General features: G+C 70.7%; 21 protein-coding genes. 8 read left to right on the top strand and 13 right to left on the bottom strand.

The window, feature by feature from the left end; all coding sequences use genetic code 11:
* Positions 1–84 precede the first annotated feature (84 nt).
* From OG746_RS09695 to OG746_RS09680, 4 genes are all read right to left on the bottom strand, one after another.
* Positions 85–771: an ABC transporter ATP-binding protein gene (locus tag OG746_RS09695; RefSeq protein ID WP_266713473.1), complete on the bottom strand. Its 687-nt coding sequence runs from the start codon at positions 769–771 to the stop codon at positions 85–87.
* 46 nt (positions 772–817) lie between these two features.
* Positions 818–2,335 carry an ABC transporter permease gene (locus tag OG746_RS09690; RefSeq protein WP_266713471.1) on the bottom strand — a complete coding sequence of 506 codons (1,518 nt, stop codon included), beginning with the start codon at positions 2,333–2,335 and terminating at the stop codon, positions 818–820.
* Between the two features lie 173 nt (positions 2,336–2,508).
* Positions 2,509–3,768 carry a L,D-transpeptidase gene (locus OG746_RS09685; RefSeq protein WP_266713469.1) on the bottom strand — a complete coding sequence of 420 codons (1,260 nt, stop codon included), beginning with the start codon at positions 3,766–3,768 and terminating at the stop codon, positions 2,509–2,511.
* 232 nt (positions 3,769–4,000) lie between these two features.
* Complete coding sequence (locus OG746_RS09680; RefSeq protein ID WP_266713467.1) at positions 4,001–4,339, bottom strand: hypothetical protein; 339 nt, start codon at positions 4,337–4,339, stop codon at positions 4,001–4,003.
* A gap of 60 nt (positions 4,340–4,399) precedes the next feature.
* Between OG746_RS09680 and OG746_RS09675 the strand changes: the two genes are divergently transcribed.
* On the top strand, positions 4,400–4,732 hold the full coding sequence (locus OG746_RS09675; RefSeq protein ID WP_266713465.1) for a hypothetical protein: 333 nt from the start codon (positions 4,400–4,402) through the stop codon (positions 4,730–4,732).
* Positions 4,733–4,773: 41 nt separating this feature from the next.
* On the opposite strand, the gene OG746_RS09670 is transcribed toward OG746_RS09675, so the two are convergent.
* The 4 genes from OG746_RS09670 to OG746_RS09655 form a co-directional block, all read right to left on the bottom strand.
* The gene (locus OG746_RS09670) at positions 4,774–5,946 is read right to left on the bottom strand and encodes a GGDEF domain-containing protein (RefSeq protein ID WP_266713463.1); all 1,173 of its coding nucleotides are present in this window, start codon (positions 5,944–5,946) and stop codon (positions 4,774–4,776) included.
* A gap of 119 nt (positions 5,947–6,065) precedes the next feature.
* The gene (locus tag OG746_RS09665; RefSeq protein WP_266713461.1) at positions 6,066–6,869 is read right to left on the bottom strand and encodes an enoyl-CoA hydratase/isomerase family protein; all 804 of its coding nucleotides are present in this window, start codon (positions 6,867–6,869) and stop codon (positions 6,066–6,068) included.
* Between the two features lie 41 nt (positions 6,870–6,910).
* Entirely contained in the window at positions 6,911–8,047 is a 1,137-nt protein-coding gene (locus tag OG746_RS09660) for an adenylate/guanylate cyclase domain-containing protein (protein ID WP_266713459.1), read from the bottom strand.
* A gap of 128 nt (positions 8,048–8,175) precedes the next feature.
* Entirely contained in the window at positions 8,176–9,048 is an 873-nt protein-coding gene (locus OG746_RS09655) for a biotin--[acetyl-CoA-carboxylase] ligase (protein WP_266713457.1), read from the bottom strand.
* 158 nt (positions 9,049–9,206) lie between these two features.
* On the opposite strand from OG746_RS09655, the gene OG746_RS09650 reads away from it, so the two are divergent.
* The 4 genes from OG746_RS09650 (at position 9,207) to OG746_RS09635 (ending at position 11,893) form a co-directional block, all read left to right on the top strand.
* Complete coding sequence (locus OG746_RS09650) at positions 9,207–10,811, top strand: acyl-CoA carboxylase subunit beta (RefSeq protein WP_266713454.1); 1,605 nt, start codon at positions 9,207–9,209, stop codon at positions 10,809–10,811.
* A gap of 10 nt (positions 10,812–10,821) precedes the next feature.
* The gene (locus OG746_RS09645; RefSeq protein WP_266713452.1) at positions 10,822–11,028 is read left to right on the top strand and encodes an acyl-CoA carboxylase subunit epsilon; all 207 of its coding nucleotides are present in this window, start codon (positions 10,822–10,824) and stop codon (positions 11,026–11,028) included.
* Positions 11,029–11,104: 76 nt separating this feature from the next.
* Entirely contained in the window at positions 11,105–11,233 is a 129-nt protein-coding gene (gene mmpB, locus OG746_RS09640; protein ID WP_266713450.1) for a morphogenic membrane protein MmpB, read from the top strand.
* Positions 11,234–11,281: 48 nt separating this feature from the next.
* On the top strand, positions 11,282–11,893 hold the full coding sequence (locus OG746_RS09635) for a nucleoside triphosphate pyrophosphatase (protein WP_266713448.1): 612 nt from the start codon (positions 11,282–11,284) through the stop codon (positions 11,891–11,893).
* Here OG746_RS09635 and OG746_RS09630 read toward each other — a convergent pair.
* Positions 11,865–12,344 carry a hypothetical protein gene (locus tag OG746_RS09630; RefSeq protein WP_266713446.1) on the bottom strand — a complete coding sequence of 160 codons (480 nt, stop codon included), beginning with the start codon at positions 12,342–12,344 and terminating at the stop codon, positions 11,865–11,867. The two genes, OG746_RS09635 and OG746_RS09630, sit on opposite strands and share 29 nt — an antisense overlap.
* Positions 12,345–12,778: 434 nt before the next feature.
* Here OG746_RS09630 and OG746_RS09625 point away from each other — a divergent pair, with 434 nt between their 5' ends.
* Complete coding sequence (locus OG746_RS09625) at positions 12,779–14,551, top strand: acetyl/propionyl/methylcrotonyl-CoA carboxylase subunit alpha (RefSeq protein ID WP_266713444.1); 1,773 nt, start codon at positions 12,779–12,781, stop codon at positions 14,549–14,551.
* Between the two features lie 91 nt (positions 14,552–14,642).
* On the opposite strand, the gene OG746_RS09620 is transcribed toward OG746_RS09625, so the two are convergent.
* The gene (locus OG746_RS09620) at positions 14,643–15,356 is read right to left on the bottom strand and encodes a hypothetical protein (RefSeq protein ID WP_266713442.1); all 714 of its coding nucleotides are present in this window, start codon (positions 15,354–15,356) and stop codon (positions 14,643–14,645) included.
* 100 nt (positions 15,357–15,456) lie between these two features.
* On the bottom strand, positions 15,457–16,461 hold the full coding sequence (locus OG746_RS09615; protein ID WP_266713440.1) for a helix-turn-helix transcriptional regulator: 1,005 nt from the start codon (positions 16,459–16,461) through the stop codon (positions 15,457–15,459).
* A gap of 140 nt (positions 16,462–16,601) precedes the next feature.
* Here OG746_RS09615 and OG746_RS09610 point away from each other — a divergent pair, with 140 nt between their 5' ends.
* A complete protein-coding gene (locus OG746_RS09610) occupies positions 16,602–17,180 on the top strand; it encodes a TetR/AcrR family transcriptional regulator (RefSeq protein ID WP_524540387.1) in 579 nt (192 codons plus the stop codon).
* A gap of 176 nt (positions 17,181–17,356) precedes the next feature.
* On the opposite strand, the gene OG746_RS09605 is transcribed toward OG746_RS09610, so the two are convergent.
* Entirely contained in the window at positions 17,357–18,316 is a 960-nt protein-coding gene (locus tag OG746_RS09605) for a DeoR/GlpR family DNA-binding transcription regulator (RefSeq protein WP_266713438.1), read from the bottom strand.
* A gap of 174 nt (positions 18,317–18,490) precedes the next feature.
* Positions 18,491–19,939, bottom strand: a complete 1,449-nt coding sequence (locus tag OG746_RS09600; protein WP_266713436.1) for an NAD(P)H-quinone dehydrogenase — start codon at positions 19,937–19,939, stop codon at positions 18,491–18,493.
* Between the two features lie 164 nt (positions 19,940–20,103).
* Between OG746_RS09600 and OG746_RS09595 the strand changes: the two genes are divergently transcribed.
* Positions 20,104–20,541, top strand: coding sequence for a gamma-glutamylcyclotransferase family protein (locus OG746_RS09595; RefSeq protein ID WP_266713434.1), 438 nt, complete (start codon positions 20,104–20,106; stop codon positions 20,539–20,541).
* Positions 20,542–20,674: the final 133 nt, after the last annotated feature.

Genomic DNA, 20,674 nt, shown 5'->3' with positions numbered 1-20,674 from the left:
AAAACGTGTTCACTTCGACGACACCTGTGAGGCGTCCGGGTCAGGCCGGTCCGGGCACGCCGGTCCGGATCACGCCGGTCCGGGTCAGGCCGCCGAGGCGTTCTCCGTGACCGTGATCCGCCCCTTGCTGATCGTCGCGAGGCGGGGCGCCTTCCGTGCGATCGCCGAGTCGTGGGTGACCATCACGAACGTCAGGCCGTGCTCCTTCCAGCGTTCCTCCAGTACGTCCATGATCTCGTCGCGCATCGACTCGTCGAGGTTGCCCGTGGGCTCGTCGGCGAGCAGCACCTTCGGGTTCTTCACCAGGGCCCGCGCGATGGCGACACGCTGCTGCTGGCCGCCGGACAGCTCCGCAGGCAGATGCCGCAGCCGCTCCCCGAGCCCCACGGACCGCAGCGCCTCCGCGGCCCGCTCCCGCCGCTCGGCGCTCTTCAGACCCAGCGGCACCAGGGCGGTCTCGCAGTTCTCCAGCGCGTTGAGCGTCGGGACGAGGTTGAAGGACTGGAAGACGAAGCCGATGGACTCGGCGCGGACCTTGGTGAGCCGGGCCTCCGGCAGCGTCGCCAGGTCGACCCCGTCGAGCACGACGCTGCCCGCCGTGGGCCGGTCGAGCCCGCCGAGCATCTGGAGCAGGGTCGACTTGCCGCCGCCCGTGGGGCCCTGGATGACGAGCCGGTCGCCGTCGCCGATGGCCAGATCGACGCCCGCCAGCGCGTCGACGGTGTCCTTGCCGCGCCGGTACTGCTTGGTCACGCCGGTGAGCTGATACATGGTGCAACTCCTGTACTACGTAAGGTGATTGGCGTTACCGGTGGTGTTACTCGACGCGGCGCAGCGCGTCCGCGGGGCGCAGCCGCGAGGCCCGCCAGCCACCGAAGCCGCCGGCGATGAGGCCGCCCGCGACGGCGAGGCCGACCGCGAGGGCGATGGTGGTGGCGGAGACGGGCGCGCTGAGCGCGATGTCGAGGGTCTTCGCCCCTCCCCCTGCCGCCTGGCGCATCATTCCGCCGCCACCGCCACCGCCTCCGAAGCCCGCGCCACCGGCGCCGCCGCCCATGCCGCCACCGCCGCCCGCGCCGACGCCGGCGCCGCCGAGCTGCGCGGACAGAGTGGGGCTGATCGCGGTCACCGCGTACGCGCCCGCGAGCCCGACGGCGATGCCGAGGACGCCGCCGATCAACCCGTTGACGACCGCCTCACCGACGACCTGCCGGGTCACCCGGCCCGACGTCCAGCCGAGCGCCTTGAGCGTGCCGAACTCCCGGACCCGCCGGGACACGGCCGAGGACGTGAGCAGCCCCGCCACCAGGAAGGCGGCGACGAGCACCGCGATCGACAGCCACTTGCCGACGTTCGAGGCGAGGTTCGAGGCGGTCGACAGGGAGCCCGAGACGGTGTCGGCGAGATCGGCGGACGTGGTGACGGTGGTGCCGTCGATGTTCTTCTGGATGGCCGTCTTCACGGCGTCGATCTGCTGCGAGTCGGTCGCCTTGACGTAGACCGTCGTCACCTTGGACTTGGCGTCCGCGAGCGTCTGGGCCTGCTTCAGCGGCACGTAGACATTGGCGGCGGCGTCCCCGCTGTCGGCGGTCGCGACGCCGATGACCTGGTACTTGGCGCCTTTGACCGTGACCTTGTCGCCGACGGCGAGCTTCTTCTCCTTGGCGTACGAGGAGTCGACGACGGCGACCTTCGCGTTCGACTCGGAGGTCTTGAAGCTGCGCCCCTTGGTGACCTTCGAGGAGGTCAGCGGGCCGAGCTTCTGCTGGGTGACGTCGGTGCCGTAGACGGAGAAGGAGTTGACGTCGAAGTTGGCGCCGCCGCCCTGGACGCGGCCCTGCGGCTGGCCGCCCTCACCGCCGCCGGGGCCGCCCTGAGCACCGCCGCCGTTGCTCTGGTCCTGCTTGAACTGGCCGCGCGTGAACTGCCCGCTGACCTTCATCACCTGAAGGCTGAGGCCGCCGACCGTGTCGGCGACGCCCTTCTGGTCGGCGACCTTCGAGACCGTGGAGTCGGCGAGGGTCTGGAACCCTTGCACCATCACCCGGTCGCTGGACTGCTCCTTCTTCCCGGAGTCGCTGTCCTTGGCGTCGAAGTTGAACTTCGGGCGGCCCGTGTCGTCGCCCGCCTTCGGCGCGGTCGCGGCCTTGGTGACGGTCATGTCCGTGCCCAGGCCGTAGAGCGACTGCAGGACCTTCCCCTGCGCCTGGGTCATCCCGGAGGACACCGAGTTGACCACGATGACGAGCGCGATCCCGAGCGCGAGCCCGGAGGCGACGACGAGCGCCGCTTTTCTGCGGCGGCGCAGCTCACGCCGGAGATAGGTGAAGAACATCGAAGCCTCGCCGATGACGGCCCACAAATACGGGCGCTGACAGGAATCAGCGGAAGCCGGAGCGTTCGATGACGCTCCGGCTCCCGCTGCGGCGAAACGGTATGGCGGTGTTGTAAGGGTTGCGTGAGGCCGTCATGAGAACGGCATGAGACCCCCGCCGGGGTACCGGTCCGTTACTCGGCGGAACCGGCCTTCCACTGCGACCAGTCCATGTTCCAGCCGTTGAGCCCGTTGTCCGGCTGGACCGTCTTGTCGCCGGTGTTCTTCACGACGACGACGTCGCCGACCATCGAGTTGTTGTAGAACCAGGCGCCCGGCGTGCTGTTGTCATTGGCGCCCTTGGCGTCCTGCAGACCGACGCAGCCGTGGCTGGTGTTCGCGCCACCGAAGATCGACTTGGCGCCCCAGTAGTTGCCGTGGATGAACGTGCCGGAGCTCGACAGACGCATCGCGTGCGGCACGTCCTTGATGTCGTACTCGCCCTTGCCGTCGCCGTCCTTGAAGCCGACCGTCGCACCGTCCATCCGGGTCTCCTTGAACTTCTCGGAGATCACCATCTGGCCCTCGTACGTCTTGTTCTCGGGGGAGCCCGCGGAGATCGGGATGGTCTTGACGGTCTTCCCGTCCTGCGTGACCGTCATCATCTTGGTCTTCGCGTCGACCGTGGACACCTGGTTGCGGCCGACCTTGAACGAGACCGTCTTCTGCTGCACGCCGGTCACGCCGTCCGCACCCTCGACCCCGTCCAGGTCCAGCTTCAGGGTGACCGTGGAGCCGCCCTTCCAGTAGTCCTCGGGGCGGAAGTCGAGCCGGGTGTCGTTGAACCAGTGCCCGACGACCTCCTGCCCACTGCTGGACGTCACCTTGATGCCGTCCTGCACATCGGCCTTGTTGCTGATCGCCTTGTCGAAGTTGATCGACACGGGCATGCCGACGCCGACGGTCGAGCCGTCCTCCGGCGTGAAGTTCCCGATGAAGCTGTTGGCCGGGGACACCGTCGTGAACTGCGAGTTCTCGTGGGCCGCGCGGCCGTCGGAGTCCTTCGCCTCGGCGGCGATCTTGTACGTCGTCGCGCGCTCGAGCTGGTTCGTGGGCTTCCAGCTCTTCTTGTCCGCGGCGATCTGACCGTCGATCTTCGTGCCGTCGGCCGTGGTCATGGTGACGTCGGTGAGCTTGCCCTTGCTCACGGTGACCTTCGCGGCACTGTTGATGCTCGCGTTGTCGGAGCCGTCCTTCGGCGCGATCTTGATGTCGGCCTCGGAGGTCTTCTTCGCCGCCGCCTCGTCGGCTTGCGCCTGCGATTCCTTCTTGCCGCCGGAGCCGCCGTCGTCGCCGCCACCACAGGCCGTCAGCACGAGCACACCGCCGAGCAGAGCGGACGCGGCCATCAGACCCTTGCGCCGCTTACCGTCCGTTATCACACGCTTCTCCATAGTCGCCGAATTTCCCGACTTCGCCGAATTCCCCTGCTGTCGACCGCCCCGAGCCCGGTCGACAGCGGGCCCAAGAGGACACAACAGTCCCCTCGTACCCAGTGAACGCCTTGACCGGTTCGTCCCGTTCCCGAAGAACCGCCGGTGTGGGCAAGGCCACGTCGGGCCCCTCACCAGGGACGACAAAACCCTGGGCAGCGGTTGCCGCCCAGGGTTCCCGTTTCAAGGACCGCTACACGCCGTCTTCCGCGTCCCCCTCCTCATCATCCTCGCCGAGGTCCCAATCCGGCGAGTCGGGGTCGTAGTCGACCTGCTCGCTGGACCAGGAGGCCTGCACCAGCTCGGCCCCCGGAACATCGGCGACCAGATCGAACGGGTCCACGAGGTACGCGACCGCCTCCGCCTCGTCCTCCTCCACGGCGCTCACCGCCTGCGCCCGCTCCTCGGGCCCGGTCTCCTCGTCCTCCGCGACGCGCTGCAACGCGGCCCCGGTCAGCGCCTCCGCGTCGGCGACCTCCAGGACCAATTCCACCTTGAGCCGAACAAAACGTGACGTGTCATCAGTACTCATGGCCGGAGCGTACGACCCATTCGCCTCGTGACTTTCCTGTGACCCGCGCCTATCACTAACATGAGGGCACACGGCCAATTCGCCAGCGCCACAAGGGGGATCGCTTCCGTGTCTGCCGCACGTCGATCACTGTTCACCGCCACTGCCGCCGCGGCGCTCCTCGGCGCGCTCTGGTTCGTTCCCACAGCGACGGCGAACCCCGAGCACATCACCCATCCCGACCAGCAGCGGACCGCCACGGTGGTCACCGAGCAGTCCGACCGTCAACTCCGCCTGGCCGACACGGGGCAGGTGGACACGACGCCGTACGTGATCGGCGGTTCGGCCTTCCTCGGCCTGGGCGTCGGCTTCGTGGCGTACTCGGTGCGCAGGGGCAGGGCGTACGAGGCGTAGGAGACGTAGGAGTCCCAGGGGCAACTGGACCGGGGTGCGCGTCAGTTCGGGTGTCGGCGGTCGGTGCCGGGTTCCAGGCCTCTGATCCGGCGCCGTTCCCCCTCGCCCGCGGCCGGTGGCGGGGAGTCCGCGAGGCGGACGACCGGGTCGTCGAGGCCGCCGTCGCGGCCGGCCACCACGGGCTTCGCCGCGCGCAGGGCCTTCGCCTTGTACTGGGCGGCGTCCGCCAGGCGGAACAGGCGCCGCGCGTTGTGCACCTCACCGATCGGGTCCCCGGTCGACGCGACGCCGCACGCGACGCCGTCGCCGTGGTCCAACTCGGCGGCCCGGAAGCAGATCTCGTCGCCCACCCGGACCACCTCGTCGGCCGAGGGCCCCACGGCGACCAGCGAGAACTCGTCGCCGCCGAGCCGCGCCGCGAGCGCTCCCGGCAGCATCGCCCCGCACAGCGAGAGCACCGAGCCGAACCGTTCGAGGAGCCGGTCGCCCGCCGCGTGCCCGTAGGTGTCGTTGACCCGCTTCAGGCCGTTGAGGTCGCAGACGACGAGGCTGACCACGGAGCCGTCGGCCCGGTGCCGCTCCACGGCCTCGTCGAGGCGTATGTCGACCGCGCGCCGGTTGGCAAGGCCGGTCAGGGCGTCGGTGAAGGCGAGCCGGCGCGCCTCCTCCAGGCGTTCGGTCTGCGCGATGCCGGCCGCGACGACCGCCGCGAGGACCGTGGCGAAGTCGGCGTCGAAGCGGTCGAACACCTCGGCCCCGGTCGGTCGCGCCACGTACAGCTCGCCCCACGCCCGCCCGTGCAGCACGATCGGCGCGACGACGCAGCAGCCGCGGCCCCGACGGCGCAGCGCGGCGACCCGCTGGTGGCAGTAGCCGGCCCGGGCCACGGGGCCCTCGGCCGTCTCGACCCAGGCGTCCGGCTCGCCGCCCTTGGCCCAGCGTTCGTGCAGGAACTCGGTGATCTCGGGGAACTGGTGCACCGGGTAGCCCTCGCCGTCGGGGAACTCCTCCTCGCCCTCGGCCAGCTCCCCCACGTTGACGAGCACCCGTAGGCGGCCGCGCTCGCGCTCCCACATGGAGAGTGCGGCGAAGCTCCCGGACAGCGCCCGGCAGGCGCCGAGCGCGGCCGCGCGCCAGGAGTCGCGCGGGCTGCGCGCAGCGGCCATGCCCTGCGCGAGCGTCACCACGGCGCGTAGCCGAACGTCCTCACCCATCACTCCAGAGTAAGGAGTTTTCCGACATTTCGGTGAATTCGGTGCGCCGATCCGGGGCTTCCGGCCAGAGGTAAGTTACTGAACGTGACGACGCGACTCGGCGCCGCGACCGGCCCCCGTCACTCGCCGGGCCACTGCGGACTGCGCTTCTCGTTGAACGCCGCCACTCCCTCGGCCCGGTCCCCGGAGAACGCCACGGACCGCCACGCCGCGTCCTCCACCTCCAGGCCCGCCCGCATGTCGAGGCCGTGCCCGAGGCGCAGCGCCTTCTTCGACGCGCGCAGGCCGACCGGCGAGTTCACGGCGATCCGCGCGCCGAGCGCGAGCGCCTCCTCGCGGTCCGCGCCCGCATCCACGACCTGGTCCACGAGCCCGAGCTCGGCGGCCTCCGCCGCCCGCACCCGGCGCGCCGTGAAGATCAGCTCGGCGGCCCGCGCGGCGCCGACGCGGCGCGGAAGGAGCTGCGTACCGCCACCGCCGGGGATCACGCCGACGGACACCTCGGGCAGCCCCACGACGGCCGTCCCGTCGGCGACGATCAGGTCGCAGGCGAGCGCCAGCTCGAAGCCGCCGCCGAGCGCGAAGCCGTGCACGGCCGCGATCGCCGGCATCGGCAGCTCAAGGACGCCCGTGTACGCGGCGCGGGACACGGGCCGCTGGCGCAGCATGTCCGCATCGGAGAACGAGTTCCGCTCCTTGAGGTCTGCGCCGACGCAGAAGGCGCGCTCGGAGCTGGAGGTGAGGACGACGACCCGGACGTCCCGGTCGCCCGCGAGCGCCTCGCAGGCGCCGGTGATCGAGCCGGCCATGTCGCTCGACACGGCGTTCATGGCCTTCGGCCGGTCGAGCACCAGCTCGGCAACCGTCCCGCCCTCATGGCGCCGCACTGCCACGAACTCCCCGAACCGCCGCTCATCACCCATGACACGCCCCTTCGGTTAACGCCAGTTAACCGCCAAGGTTGTCAGGTGCGCCTGGTCAACGTCCAGGGCTCCACGACGCCGAGGCCGCGCACGGGCCGCTGCCACATGGGCTGCAACGCGAACCGGTAGGTGGGCGGCTCCTCGCCGTCCTCCTTCGCCTTCTGCGCCTCGGCGGCGGCCTCCGCCTCGGAGGTGGGCGTCTCCCCGATCCTGATCAGCTCCTGGGCGAAGGCGCCGTCCACCAGCACGTTGTCCCGTGGCGCTATCGACGTGAGGCGGCTCGCGAGGTTCACGGTCGAGCCGAAGACATCGCCCATCCGCGTGGTGACCGTGCCGAACGCGATGCCGACGCGCAGCTCCGGCATCGTCTCGTCGTTGCTCATCGTCTCGATCAGGCGCAACGCGATCTCGCTCGCGATGCCCGCGTCGTCGGCCGCGTACAGGACCTCGTCGCCGAGGGTCTTGACGAGCCGGCCGCCGTGCGCCGCGACGAGGTCCGCGGCGGTGGTCTCGAAGGCCTCGACGAGCTCGCCGAGCTCCTCTTCCTCCATACGTCGCGTCAGCCGCGTGAACCCGACCAGATCGGCGAAGCCGACGGCGAGCCGCCGGTCGACCATCTCCTCGTCGTCACCGGCCTGCACGACGCGGCCGGTCGCCGCGGCGAGCTGGCGCCGCCACACGTAGACGAGGAACTCCTCCAGCTCCGGCAGGAGCAGCTCCATCAGCGGATACGTGACCTCGGTGCGGGTCATGCCGGGTTCCGGAGGCTCGGTGAGGCCCTCAAGGAACGAGTCGATCTGCCATTCGGCGAGCCGCGCCGTGGTCTGTCCGGTGGACCGGGCGACCTGTACGGCCATGGCCTCGCTGAGCAGCCCGGCCTCCACGAGTCCTGCGAGGCGCCGCAGCGCCAGCACGTCCGCCTCGGTCAGCGCCTTGGCCTGCCCGATGTCGGCGAACCCCATGGCCCGCCAGAACCGGGAGGCCAGCTCCATGGAGACGCCCGCACTGCGCGCCGCCTGGAACGGGGTGTATCTGCGCTCGGCCCCGAGAATGAGCCCTTCGAGCCGCAGAGCGAGGGGATCCTCGGCCTCTGCTTCTGCCTCTTCCGGTTCCGCACCTTCCGGCTTCTCGGGGTCGGTGGGAGAGCCCGTGCCGGAGCCCGAGTCGTCGACGGTCACGCCTGCTGCCCTTCCGATCTGCCGCGGTCAGGTATCGACCGGGCTCAACTCTACGGCAGCCCCTGTGCCCCACGTCACTCCGTTCGCTTCCGGGTGGCGTGGGTCCTGAGCCGCCCGGTGGTCCGTACCTACGCAGGCCGCAGATGCACGATGTCGCCCGCGCCGACCGCCTCGCGGGGGCCGTCCGCCGGCGCGATGACAAGCCGCCCGTCGCCGTCCACCGCGACCGCCTCCCCCACCAGCTCCCGGTCCCCCGGAAGAATCGCCCGCACCTGGCGGCCGAGCGTGGCACAGCCCGCCGCGTACGACTCCTGCAAACGGGAAAGCCCGGGGTCCCCCTCGGCCGCACACCACTCCACGTACCACCGCTCCAAAGAACGCAGCACGGCCCGCAGCACCGGCTCCCGGTCCACCACCTTCGCTCCGGCCAGCGCCAGCGACCCCGCCGTCGGGACGGGCAACTCGTCGGCGCGCAGCGACACGTTCAGGCCGACGCCGATCACGACGCCGTCCGCCCCGGCCCGCTCCAGGAGGATGCCGCCGGCCTTGCGCTCCTCGCCGTCGACCGTGAGGAGCACGTCGTTCGGCCACTTCAGGGCGGTGTCGATGCCGGCCGCCGAGGAGAGCGCCGTGGCCACCGCGACCCCGGTGAGCAGCGGCAGCCAGCCCCAGCGCGCCACCGGCACCTCGTGCTCGCCCGGCTTGAGCAGCACGGAGAAGAAGAGGCCCGAGCGCGGCGGCGCCGACCAGCTCCGATCGAGCCGCCCGCGCGCCGCACTCTGCTCCTCGGCGACGAGCACGGTGCCCTCGGCGACGGGTCCCGCCGAGGCCCGCCGCACCAGATCCGTGTTGGTCGACCCCGTGCGGGGCACCACCTCCACGGACGACCACAGTCCCCCTTCCCGTACCAGGGACCGGCGGAGGCCGGCCTCGGCCAGGGGCGGCCTGTCCAGGTCGGACCAGGGGTTGGCGGGTACGTCTGAACCATCTCGCGGCGTCATGCAACCCAGCCTAGGTGTGGCAAAGACCGCACTGCTGAACGGTATTCAGGCCACTACGCTACGGATCAGTAGCCCCACTCCCCTTTTTGAACCGTCCCCGAACCTTCCCCGAACCGTCCCCGTGAGCAGCGTCGAAGCAGGCAGGGAGCCGCATCCCGATGTCCGAGTTGGAACAGCCGACAGCGCAGACCGACATCCACACGACCGCAGGCAAGATCGAGGATCTGCGGCGCCGGATCGATGAGGCGACCCATGCGGGTTCCGCCCGCGCGGTCGAAAAGCAGCACGCCAAGGGCAAGTTGACCGCCCGCGAGCGGATCGAGCTGCTGCTCGACGAGGACTCCTTCGTGGAGCTGGACGAGTTCGCCCGGCACCGGTCGACGGACTTCGGTCTCGATGCCAACAAGCCGTACGGCGACGGCGTGGTGACCGGATACGGCACCGTGGACGGCCGCCCCGTCGCCGTGTTCTCGCAGGACTTCACGGTCTTCGGCGGGGCCCTCGGCGAGGTCTACGGCCAGAAGATCATGAAGGTGATGGACTTCGCGCTGAAGACCGGCTGCCCGGTCATCGGCATCAACGACTCCGGCGGCGCCCGCATCCAGGAGGGCGTCATGGCCCTCGGCATGTACGGCGAGATCTTCCGCCGCAACACGCACGCCTCGGGTGTCATCCCGCAGATCTCGCTCGTGGTCGGCCCGTGCGCGGGCGGCGCCGTCTACTCGCCCGCGATCACCGACTTCACGGTCATGGTCGACCAGACCTCGCACATGTTCATCACCGGGCCGGACGTCATCAAGACGGTCACCGGTGAGGACGTCGGCTTCGAGGAGCTGGGCGGTGCCCGCGCCCACAACTCGCGCTCCGGTGTCGCGCATCACATGGCGGGCGACGAGAAGGACGCGATCGAGTACGTCAAGTCGCTGCTGTCCTACCTGCCGTCGAACAACCTGAGCGAGCCGCCCTCCTTCCCGGAGGAGGCGGACCTCGAGCTCACCGACGAGGACCGCGAGCTCGACACCCTCATCCCGGACAGCGCGAACCAGCCGTACGACATGCGCACGGTGATCGAACACGTCCTGGACGACGCCGACTTCTTCGAGACCCAGGCGCTGTTCGCGCCGAACATCATCACCGGCTTCGGCCGCGTCGAGGGCAGCCCGGTCGGCATCGTCGCCAACCAGCCGATGCAGTTCGCCGGCTGCCTCGACATCCACGCGAGCGAGAAGGCCGCGCGGTTCGTCAGGACGTGTGACGCCTTCAACGTCCCCGTCCTGACCTTCGTCGACGTCCCGGGCTTCCTGCCGGGCGTCGAGCAGGAGCACGAGGGCATCATCCGGCGCGGCGCCAAGCTGATCTACGCGTACGCCGAGGCCACCGTCCCGCTCATCACGATCATCACGCGCAAGGCCTTCGGCGGCGCCTACGACGTCATGGGCTCCAAGCACCTGGGCGCCGACCTCAACCTGGCGTGGCCCACGGCGCAGATCGCCGTCATGGGCGCGCAGGGCGCGGTGAACATCCTGCACCGCAAGACGATCGCCGCGGCCGAGGCCGCCGGGAACGTCGAGGAGACCCGCGCGCAGCTCATCCAGGACTACGAGGACACCCTCCTCAACCCGTACACGGCGGCCGAGCGCGGCTACATCGACGCGGTGGTCATGCCCTCCGACACCCGCGCCCACCTCGTGCGCGGCCTGCGTCAGCTGCGTACGAAGCGGGAATCACTGCCCCCGAAGAAGCACGGCAACATCCCCCTCTAGGAGCCGGATCATGATGATCAAGGTCGTACGGGGCAATCCGACCCCCGAGGAGCTGGCCGCCGCACTGGCGGTGGTCCAGGCGCGCGCCGCGGCGGTCCCGGACGCCCCGGCCGCGACGACGGGCCGGGACGCGTGGTCCGACCCGTCCCGCATCGCCCGGCACCGGTTGCCGGCCCCGGGGGCGTCGAGCTGGTCCCGTACCTACTGGCCCGCGTGAATTAGTCCTTTCGTAGCGGGGCGCCTGAGTACGCGTACTCAGGCGCCCCGCACGCGCGAGCAGCACCATGCTGTATGTGCTGTGGTCCGACCCCGATGACGAGCCCCCAGAGGAGCTCCGCGAAACGCAGGCGATGCTGCGGCGCGCGGGTTTCCTGCTGGCGCTCGCCATGGTCGTCATGTTCCTGATGCTGGGGACCGGTTAGCGCCGCCGACCGGGAATGCACCGCGTCACCCTGGATAACCTGAGTCGCATGACTGCTCCACGCCGGCTGATCCTGGCCTCCCAGTCCCCCGCCCGCCTCGGCCTGCTGCGGCAGGCCGGGTTCGCCCCCGAGGTGATCGTCAGCGGGGTCGACGAGGACGCCGTGACGGCCCCGACACCCGCCGAACTCGCCCTCGCCCTCGCCGAGGCCAAGGCCTCCGTGGTCGCGGCGCGGCCCGAGGCGGGCGGCGCCGTCGTCATCGGCTGCGACTCCGTGCTCGACCTCGACGGCGAGGCGCTCGGCAAGCCGGCCGACGCCGAGGAGGCCACGGCCCGCTGGAAGTCGATGCGCGGCCGCGTGGGCACGCTGCAGACCGGCCACTGCGTCTACGACACCGCGAGCGGCCGGTACAGCTCCGGCACCGCCTCCACCGTCGTCCGGTTCGGCGAGCCGAGCGACGAGGAGATCGCCGCGTACGTGGCGACGGGCGAACCCCTCTACGTGGCGGGCGCGTTCACCCTGGACGGCCGCTCGGCCCCGTTCATCGACGGCATCGACGGCGACCACGGCAACGTGATCGGACTCTCGCTGCCCCTGCTCCGCCGACTCCTCGCCGAACTGGGCATCGGCATCACGGAGTTGTGGGCGCCGGCGGAGTAGCGGCACCGTTCTGCGCGGGGGTGTCCCCCTCCGCGCGCCGCTCCCCCTGCTCGTGCCGGTCGTACGCCACCAGCGTCAGCACGAGCAGGGCGAGCACGATCATCATGAACACGAAGCTGGACCAGCCCACCAGGCTGATCGAGAACGCGCCGAGCAGGCCGTGCACGACGGCCACGCTGATCAGCAGGATCCGCCCGACCGTGCCCGGCGCCCGGTCGACGATCGCGGTGCGCACGAGCACGATCCCGCACAGCACCAGATAGAGCCCGAACAGGCCTCCCGCGATCCACGCGCCCACCGACATCGCCTGCGGATCGAGACCCGCCAGGGACATGTCCTGGTTGTCGACCACCAGGCCGAGGAACCAGTTCAGAAAGACAATCCCGAGCGCCTCCGCGAACAACACGATCGCCGCCACCCACGCCACCGGCCTGCGTGCCACCGGTCCCACCCACTTCCGCTGACTGTTACCGCTAGTACGGCCAAGACATCCCGAACGCTACTAACGGGTAAACCCCGGTACAAGGGTTCTGCAGAAGGCAAAGAATCATTGGGCCATTCGTAGGGACTCCACAAAGAATGCCCGCGGGCCGCAGCACGGTCTCACAGAGACCTTGGCCACAGAGGCGGGCTAGGGTTGCGGTGAAGGATCGCGCGTTTCCAGGCGCGACAAGGGATTTCACGGACCCGTGAACCCCGGGTGACACTCCGTGTGGGAAAGCTCACGCCCGGGGACGGCTCGTGGGTCCGTGTCGGCAGTCCCTAAACTCAGCTTGTTTCAGTGAGTCAAGCTTCACGGTGACCCGCCGACCGCCCCGGCTCGGGCGACAACGGCCGGGGGGCCGGGGGATGCCCCCGGGAAGACACAGCAAGGAGGGAGCCATCGTGCGCAAGGTGCTCATCGCCAACCGTGGCGAAATCGCTGTCCGCGTGGCCCGGGCGTGCCGGGACACGGGGATCGCGAGCGTTGCCGTCTACGCCGAGCCGGACCGGGACGCTCTGCACGTCCGTGCGGCCGACGAGGCCTTCGCCCTTGGCGGGGACACCCCGGCCACCAGCTACCTGGACATCGCCAAGGTGCTGCAGGCGGCGAAGGACTCCGGCGCGGACGCCATCCACCCCGGCTACGGATTCCTGTCGGAGAACGCCGAGTTCGCCCAGGCCGTCCTCGATGCCGGGCTGATCTGGATCGGCCCGCCCCCGCACGCGATCCGCGACCTCGGCGACAAGGTCGCCGCGCGGCACATCGCGCAGCGCGCGGGCGCCCCGCTGGTCGCCGGTACCCCGGACCCGGTCTCGGGCTCCGACGAGGTCGTCGCGTTCGCCGAGGAGCACGGCCTGCCGATCGCGATCAAGGCCGCCTTCGGTGGCGGCGGTCGCGGCCTGAAGGTCGCCCGCACCCTCGAAGAGGTGCCGGAGCTGTACGACTCCGCGGTGCGCGAGGCGGTCGCCGCCTTCGGTCGCGGTGAGTGCTTCGTGGAGCGCTACCTGGACAAGCCGCGGCACGTGGAGACGCAGTGCCTGGCCGACCAGCACGGCAACGTGGTGGTCGTGTCCACCCGTGACTGCTCGCTGCAGCGTCGCCACCAGAAGCTCGTCGAGGAGGCCCCGGCGCCGTTCCTGAGCGAGGCGCAGCTGGAGCAGCTGTACTCGTCCTCGAAGGCGATCCTCAAGGAGGCCGGCTACGTCGGCGCGGGCACCGTCGAGTTCCTCGTCGGCGCGGACGGCACGATCTCCTTCCTCGAGGTCAACACCCGTCTCCAGGTCGAGCACCCGGTCACCGAAGAGGTCGCCGGCATCGACCTGGTGCGCGAGATGTTCCGCATCGCCGACGGCGAGGAGCTCGGCTACGGCGACCCCGAACTGCGCGGCCACTCCTTCGAGTTCCGCATCAACGGCGAGGACCCGGGCCGCGGCTTCCTGCCCGCCCCCGGCACCGTCACCAAGTTCGACGGCCCGGCAGGACCGGGTGTCCGCCTGGACGCGGGCGTCGAGTCCGGGTCGGTCATCGGCCCGGCCTGGGACTCCCTGCTCGCCAAGCTGATCGTCACGGGCCGCACCCGCAAGGAGGCCCTGCAGCGGGCCTCGCGCGCGCTCGCCGAGTTCGAGGTCGAGGGCATGGCCACCGCCATCCCCTTCCACCGCAAGGTCGTCACCGACCCGGCGTTCGCCCCCGAACTGACCGGCAGCGAGGACCCGTTCACGATCTTCACCCGCTGGATCGAGACCGAGTTCGTCAACGACATCCCGCCGTTCGCCACCCCGGCGCCCGGTGAGGAGGAGGACGAGGCGGGCCGCGAGAACATCGTCGTCGAGGTCGGCGGCAAGCGCCTGGAGGTCTCCCTCCCGGCGGGCATGGGCATGTCCCTGGCCCGCACCGGCCTCAACGCCGGCGCCAAGCCCAAGCGGCGCGCGGCCAAGAAGTCCGGCCCGGCGGCCTCCGGCGACACCCTCGCCTCCCCGATGCAGGGCACGATCGTCAAGATCGCGGTCGAGGAGGGCCAGGAGGTCAAGGAGGGCGACCTCGTCGTCGTCCTGGAGGCCATGAAGATGGAACAGCCCCTGAACGCCCACAAGTCGGGCACCGTCAAGGGCCTGTCCGCCGAGATCGGCGCGTCCCTCACCTCGGGCGCCCCGATCTGCGAGATCAAGGACTGACGCACCGACGCGTGAACGCCGAAGCGCCCGTTGAACCGGTGACCGGTTCAACGGGCGCTTCGGCGTTCAGTGTTCGGCGTTCGGCCTTTGGTCAGACGCCGCGCACCCAGCCGGTGCCGTGGTGCGCGATGTCCATGGCCACCACCGCGAAGGCGACGGTCAGCAGCGCGAACCCCGCGTACGCGAACGCCGCGACGCCCGTGACCCAGCCCAGCACGTTCAGCGGCATCGCGGCCATCAGCACCCACGCCGCCCACGCGGGCACCGCGTGGCTGCGCAGCAGCCCGATGCCGAGGACGATGCCTCCGAAGACGATGCCGGCGATGAACCAGATCCCGGCGACCGCAGGCATGGCCAGGCTGTCGCCGCCGTCGAGGACCTTCACGATCGTGACCTGGTCGACCCCCTTGTCGAGGCCGGCGAGGGTCACGAAGTCGTACGAGGGCGCCAGGTTGGCGGCCGTGGCGCCGCCCCCGAACAGCAGCAACCCGGCGAGCCCCAGCTTCGGCGAGCGCGCCATGACGTACACGGAGACCAGGATGGCCGCGGCGGCCATCGCGATCCCCAGGGCCAGCCACGCCCAGGCGGCGGCCTTCTCCTGACCTTCGTTCGCGGCGATGTCGGCGACGATGTTCCTCGTCTTGTCCTCCGTCATGTCGTACGGGGACAGGAGCGAGGCGACGATGAAGAGCAGCGGCCCGAGGACGAGGACCGCGGCCGTGACGGCCCGCAGCGGCCGGATCCGTTCGGCGGCGGCTCCTGGTGCGGCGGCGGGTATGTGCGCTGGTGACGGTGTGGCGGTCATGGCGTTCCCCCTGATGCCCGTGGATGCCACTGGATTCCACCAGTGAAGCGGGCGGCCCCCGGCCGGACCAGCCGTCAATTCTGACGGGCGCCCACCGGCCTCACTCCCCCAGCAGCCCCGCCTCGCGTCCCCTGCGCAGCAGCGCCGCCGTGTGCCCGGCGTCCAACTTGCGGTGCAGGGCGGCCACATATCCCCGTACGGTCGTCAGCGAGATCCCCATCGCACGCGCCGCCTCGGCGGGGGTGCGGCCGGCGTCGATGTGCTCCAGGGTGCGGTGCTCGCGCTCGGTCAGGCCGAGCGCGCGGGCGGCGGCGCGGCCCGGCGCGAGGTCCCGCAGCAGCAGGAGCCGCGGCACGTCGGGCACGGCGCATGCCACCGCCCGTACGTCGATATCGCGCGCCCGGAAGGCACGGCAGGCGCCGGGCGGGGCTCCGAGGCCGATCCGCGGGTCGCCGTCCAGGCGCGGCAGCAGCTCCGCCGCGACGGCGTCGAGCGGCCGCACCGCGCCGTTCCCGGCCACGGCGGCGACGCCCTGACCCGGCCGCCCGGTGGACGCGAGCGCGGCGGCGAGGAGCGCGTACATCCGCTGCCGCTCGGCCAACAGGCGTTCGGCGGCCGCGAGGTGGGGCTGGGCGTAGTCGAGCAGGTCCCGCTGTTCCTCGGTGAAGTCGGTGCCGCCGCGCAGCAGCGCGTAGCCCGCGACACCCGCCTCGTCCCGGGCGCTGGCGACGAGGTGGCGGTGCATCCCGAAGGGGCGGAAATCGAGGTTGTAGCAGTGGGTGCGGCGCCAGTCGCGGTCGGCGGCGACGTCGCTCACCCGCCAGGCGCCGCTCGTCCCGGAGAGCAGCATGGGCCCGGTCAGCGGGTGGTCCATGGGGTGGTCGTAGATGACGGCGGGGTCGGCGTGGAAGGACTCCGCGGGCAGCGCGAGTGCCCGCACGGCGCCGTCGTGGGCGGCGAAGTGGTACCACTGGGCGCCGTCGGCCGGGATGAGCCGGGCGAGTCCGCGGACCGCGTGGGAGCGCAACTCGTCCACGTCCACGGCCTCTTCGAGTTCCCGGACGAGCTGCCGTACGTCTCGCCGGCCCGCGTCACTGATGCTCATGCCGCGCTCCGGGGCGCCCTGCGCATGCGCCCTCTGCGTCGACGCTACTGCGGAAGCGATCCCTCCGCACCGCCGCGGTCCCGGCATCGGGCATCCTTGAAGTCCTGCGCACCAGGCCCGCGCACGCCCAGGGAGGCCCGATGACGACAGCCGAGCACGACCGCTCGCGCCGCATGCGCGCGGACGCGCGCCGCAATTACGAGCGGCTGCTCGCGCAGGCCCGGATCGCGTTCGCCGAGCACGGCACGGGGGCGTCCCTTGAGGAGGTGGCCCGCGCGGCCGGAGTCGGCATCGGCACGCTGTACCGGCACTTCCCCAACCGGCACGCGCTGATGAGCGCCGTCTTCGAGGAGGCGGTGAACGATCTGCTCGCCCGCTCCCGGGCGCTCCTCGACGCTCCGCAGCCCTGTACGGCGCTCGTGACCTGGCTGCGCGAGATCATCACGCATGCGAGCGAGTACCGGGGTCTTTCCCGCGCCCTCATGTCGGCCTCGCAGGACGCGAGTTCGGCACTGGCCCGGTGCAGTGATCCGATGCGGGAGGCAGGCCAGGCGTTGCTCTCGCGGGCGCAGCGGGCGGGGGCGGTGCGGCAGGACGTCTCCATGGGCGACCTCCTGCAGCTCACGAACGCGATCGCCCTCGCGGCGGAGGAGACTCCGTCGGACCCGGCGTTGGCGGATCGCCTACTCCGCCTGACGCTGCGCGGCATCACCACTTGACCGGCACCGGCGTTACGCTCCTGGGGCTCTGCCCCAGACCCCGCTGCTCAATCGCCGCAGGGGCTCCATATACCTGCACCGGCTGACCGACTCCGCCAAATACAGCCCCTGCGGCGTTTGAGCAGCGGGGTCCGGGGCGGAGCCCCGTGGCCGAAACGCCGGACGGGCGAAATGAATTAGCGGCGGCGGAGATCGGCCACTCTGGCCGTCCGCTCCGGCGGAGTGTCCAACGGGGCCGAGCGCAACGGATGGTTACCGCCCGGAAGCTGACCACGCCGCTGGCCCGGCAGCGGCACATCCCGGCGCGACTGACGCGCCGGGGCGGAATCACCGCCCCCGGAAGGGTCCTCCGCCCCGGCCCCCGCGACCGCGACCTGCACCCCCTGATCGGCCAACGCCTGAAGCTCCGTGGCGGCCCGGTCGTCGTGCGCCGGCGGCTCGTCCGTCACTAGACGCGTGATCACATCGGTCGGCACGGTCTGGAACATGGTGTCCGTACCGAGCTTGGAGTGATCCGCGAGCACGACGACCTCGGACGCGGCCTGCACGAGCGCCCGGTCCACGGACGCCGACAGCATGTTGGACGTGGAGAGCCCGCGCTCGGCGGTCAGACCACTGCCGGAGAGGAAGGCGCGCGACACTCTCAGCCCCTGAAGGGACTGCTCCGCACCGCTGCCCACCAGCGCATAGTTGGAACCCCGCAGCGTGCCACCGGTCATGACGACCTCCACACGGTTGGCGTGGGCGAGTGCCTGCGCCACCAGGAGGGAGTTGGTGACCACGGTCAGGCCCGGCACACGCGCGAGCCGGCGGGCCAGCTCCTGCGTGGTCGTCCCCGCGCCCACCACGATGGCCTCGCCCTCTTCGACGAGACCCGCGGCGAGATCGGCGATGGCCGTCTTCTCTGCGGTCGCGAGATGTGATTTCTGCGGAAAGCCGGATTCCCGCGTGAATCCGCCCGGCAATACCGCACCGCCGTGCCGGCGGTCGAGGAGTCCTTCTGCCTCCAGTGCGCGCACGTCCCGCCGTACGGTCACTTCAGAGGTCTGGACGACGCGGGCGAGCTCACGGAGCGAAACCGCTCCGTTGGCTCGCACCATTTCGAGGATCAATTGACGACGTTCTGCAGCGAACACGAAACTGACAGTAACCCCAACGACCGTCTGGTTTCAGCAGTTTGCGCCGATTTACCGATTCTGTTCGCACAGGAACCACCGGAGTGGTATAGGCGCGGCGGGGCGCCTATCCAGCCCGCCTATGCCCCCTGCATGGGCCGCAACTCACCGTGACCTGCGGCCCGTTGGCGAAAATCAGCCCTCTTCGGCGATCTTCCGCGTGTGCAACTGCCGCGCCACTTCGGCGATCGATCCCGACAGCGAGGGGTACACGGTGAACGTGTTCGCGATCTGCTCGACCGTCAGATTGTTGTCGACCGCGATCGAGATGGGGTGGATCAGTTCCGAAGCGCGCGGCGCGACGACCACTCCGCCGACCACGATGCCCGTACCCGGACGGCAGAAGATCTTGACGAAGCCGTCCCTGATGCCCTGCATCTTCGCGCGGGGGTTGCGCAGCAGCGGCAGCTTGACGGCGCGGGCGTCGATCTTGCCCGAGTCGACATCGGCCTGCGTGTAGCCGACGGTCGCGATCTCCGGGTCGGTGAAGACGTTGGACGAGACCGTCTTGAGGTTCAGCGGCGTGACCGCGTCGCCCAGGAAGTGGTACATCGCGATGCGGCCCTGCATCGCGGCGACGGACGCGAGGGCGAAGACCCCGGTCACGTCACCGGCCGCGTACACGCCGGGAGCGGTGGTGCGGCTGACCTTGTCGGTCCAGATGTGGCCCGACTCCTTGACCTTGACGCCCGCTTCCTCCAGGCCGAGGCCCTCGCTGTTGGGGACGGCGCCGACCGCCATCAGGCAGTGCGTACCGGAGATGACCCGGCCGTCGGAGAGCGTGACCTCGACGCGGTCGCCGACGCGCTTGGCGGAGGCGGCGCGGGAGCGGGCCATGACGTTCATGCCGCGGCGCCGGAACACGTCCTCCAGGACGGCGGCGGCGTCCGGGTCCTCGCCGGGCAGCACGCGGTCGCGGGAGGAGACGAGGGTGACCTTGGAGCCGAGCGCCTTGTAGGCACCCGCGAACTCGGCACCGGTGACACCGGAACCGACCACGATGAGCTCCTCGGGGAGCTCGTCCAGGTCGTACACCTGCGTCCAGTTGAGGATCCGCTCGCCGTCGGGCTGCGCGTCGGCCAGCTCACGCGGGTGGCCGCCGGTGCACAGGAGCACGGCGTCGGCGACGAGGGTCTCCTCGGCGCCGTCGGCCGCGGTGACGATCACCTTGCGGGAGCCGTCGAGCGCCTGCTGGCCGTCCAGGCGGCCCTTGCCGCGCAGCACGCGCGCACCCGCGCGGGTGACGGAAGCGGTGATGTCGTGGGACTGGGCGAGCGCGAGGCGCTTCACACGGCGGTTGACCTTGCCGAGGTCCACGCCGACGACGCGGGCCGGGCTGTCCGGGTCGGGGGTGTCGTCCTCGACGATGATGCCGAGCTCTTCATAAGAGGAGTCGAAGGTGGTCATCACCTCGGCCGTGGCGATCAAGGTCTTCGACGGTACGCAGTCGGTCAGCACCGACGCCCCGCCGAGGCCGTCGCAGTCGACGACGGTCACCTCCGCGCCGAGGGACGCGGCCACCAAAGCCGCCTCGTATCCGCCAGGTCCGCCACCGATGATCACGATCCGAGTCACATGCCCCATTGTCCCGCACGCTTCAAGGCCGCACCGAGCCGGGGCCCCCGTCCGGGCACCGCGCGGGCCCGGACTGCGCGTATCCCCTCCTGGGAGCCGCACTCCTCCCCACTTAAGAGGGGTGCTTCGGTTACTCACGAGACATGTGGTCCGTCTGACGTAGTCTCGGTCCCATGTCGCTCTACGCCGCGTACGCCGGCAATCTCGACCCGCGGCTCATGACGCGCCGCGCCCCGCACTCGCCGCTGCGCGCGACGGGCTGGCTGAACGGCTGGCGGCTCACGTTCGGGGGCGAGCACATGGGCTGGGAGGGCGCACTCGCCACCATCGTCGAGGCGCCGCGTTCACAGGTCTTCGTCGCGCTGTACGACATCGCCCCGATGGACGAGGAGTCGATGGACCGCTGGGAGGGCGTCGGCCTCGACATCTACCGGCGGATGCGGGTCCGCGTGGACACCCTGGAGGGCGAGGAGCCCACGTGGCTCTACGTACTGAACGGTTACGAGGGCGGCCTCCCCTCGGCGCGGTACCTGGGCGAGATCGCCGACGCGGCCGAGTCCGCGGGCGCGCCGCACGACTACGCGATGGAGCTGCGCAAGCGACCCTGCTGAGGGCGCGCTGAGGGCGTACCGAGAACGTGCTGAAGCGCTCCCCGCTCCCCCGTTCGTCGGAAACGACAAAGCAACGATCCTCAGGACGTGACCTCCGACATCTACGCGCGTAGGCAGCGACAGGCTACCCTCG

Origin of the sequence: Streptomyces sp. NBC_01016, from assembly GCF_026341035.1 — a bacterium.
Taxonomy (GTDB): domain Bacteria; phylum Actinomycetota; class Actinomycetes; order Streptomycetales; family Streptomycetaceae; genus Streptomyces.
This window is presented reverse-complemented; position numbering and strand designations above follow the sequence as displayed.